This window comes from Serratia sp. N21D137 (assembly GCF_047530005.1).
Taxonomy (GTDB): domain Bacteria; phylum Pseudomonadota; class Gammaproteobacteria; order Enterobacterales; family Enterobacteriaceae; genus Chania; species Chania fonticola_B.
In genome coordinates, this window is record NZ_JBLJAJ010000097.1 from 1 (window position 1) to 1979 (window position 1979).

General features: G+C 48.5%; 2 protein-coding genes. Both read left to right on the forward strand.

What is annotated here, in order from left to right:
* Positions 1-260: 260 nt before the first annotated feature.
* Positions 261-1799: a cryptochrome/photolyase family protein gene (locus ACMV5H_RS25425; protein ID WP_414822790.1), complete on the forward strand. Its 1539-nt coding sequence runs from the start codon at positions 261-263 to the stop codon at positions 1797-1799.
* Positions 1796-1867, forward strand: a complete 72-nt coding sequence (locus ACMV5H_RS25430) for a DUF2256 domain-containing protein (RefSeq protein ID WP_414822791.1) — start codon at positions 1796-1798, stop codon at positions 1865-1867. The genes ACMV5H_RS25425 and ACMV5H_RS25430 overlap by 4 nt, the downstream gene beginning before the upstream one ends.
* Positions 1868-1979: the final 112 nt, after the last annotated feature.

The window sequence follows — 1979 nt, forward strand, 5'->3', positions numbered from 1 at the left end:
CAAGACGGTTTTAACGGCTTCGGCCCTAAATTCTTTCGAGTAACGTTGAGTTTTTCTGGTCATAGTGAACTCCTTTTAATCCCATTCTACTCAGGAAGGAGTGTCCGTTAAAATCAGGCTACCTCAAAGGCATATTAGCCGAGATATTAACTTTGCGATATCCTCCGACATAATCATCGTGTCTTCTGAGGATTTTCCCATGAATAAACCATCTTATCACGCTCAGAGAGCCCATTGTCTTAACTGTAAGGTTCACCCTGATGAATAAGAACCGCCGATTATGCCTGGTCCTAGGCGATCAGCTATCGTTTGAACTGGCTTCTTTGACGGAACTGGATAGCCAACGAGATGTCGTTCTTCTGGTCGAAGTCAGGGAGGAAGCACGCCATGTCCCTCATCACCCGAAAAAAATAGTACTCATTTTCAGTGCAATGCGCCACTTTGCCCGCGCATTACAGCAGCAGGGTATTTGTGTGCATTACGTAAGCTTTGATGACCCGCTGAATACCGGGTCAGTACCGGGCGAACTGGTACGCTTGCAGTCACAGTTACAGTTTGAAGAGGTGCATCTCACAGAATGCGGAGACTGGCGTCTTGAACAGTCACTTAAAAAGTGTGGCCTTGCCATACAGTGGCATACCGACACGCGCTTTTTGTGCTCACGCGATGAGTTCTCATCCTGGGCTAAAGATAAAAAGCAGTTGCGCATGGAGTTTTTTTACCGTGAAATGCGCCGAAAAAGCGGACTGCTAATGAATACCGACGGCAGTCCGGTTGGAGGAAGCTGGAATTTTGATACAGACAACCGCAAGGCGCTTCCCAAAAGCGCGGTTGCTCCCTACCCGGCTCGCTTTAGCGCAGATGCAATTACTCAAGACGTAATTGAACTGGTACGCGACCAGTTTGCAAACCATTACGGTTCAGTGGACGTATTCGATTATCCGGTGACCCACGCCGATGCACAGTCTCTGTGGGGCTATTTTTTGGATTTTGGCCTGGCTGCTTTCGGGGATTATCAGGATGCGATGGCGTGCAACGAGCCTTTTCTATTTCACGCCCGCATCAGCGCTGCTCTCAACATTGGGTTGCTTAATGTGCGGCAGCTATGTAGTGATGTGGAATCTGCCTATTTGACCGGCAGAATTAAACTCAATGCTGCTGAAGGTTTTATTCGTCAGCTTATTGGATGGCGCGAATATGTACACGGCGTCTACTGGCTAAAGATGCCAGATTATGCAGGTGGCAACGTCTTTGGTAACAGCAGGCCGCTTCCCGAATTCTACTGGACAGGGAAAACCCAGATGAACTGCATGCGGCAAGCCATAGGGCAGAGCCTTGAATATGCTTATGCACATCATATACAACGCCTGATGGTGACGGGTAACTTTGCGCTGCTCGCGGGCATTGTGCCGGATGAGCTCTGTGAATGGTATCTTGCAATTTATATGGATGCCTTCGACTGGGTTGAGCTACCCAATACGCTCGGCATGGTGATGCATGCCGATGGGGGCTACCTGGGTTCTAAACCTTACTGCGCAAGCGGTCAGTATATAAATCGCATGTCTGACTATTGCCGCAGCTGTGTATATAAAGTCAGAGAAAGCACTACGGATGATGCCTGCCCTTTCAATGCACTCTACTGGCATTTTATTATGCGACACAGCGAAATTCTGCGCGGAAATCATCGTATGGGCATGACATATAAAAATCTCGACCGTCTGCCTGAATCTAAGCGGCAAGCGCTCTGGCTGCGCGGCCAAATGCTACTGGCAAAACTTGATGCTGGAGAGTCACTTTGAAAAAAAACGCACTTCCTACAAAAAATTGTACAGTATGTGGACGCCCTTTTAGCGTAACCGTTCACTAGAGGGGGATTGACGACTCTTTGGTGAGGCTAAAAACGTCAGGATAAGGGTGTTTGGCTAACACCGCCGAGACGATATCACTGACGACCTGAAAAGCGGAAAGTCCTCGCTTTT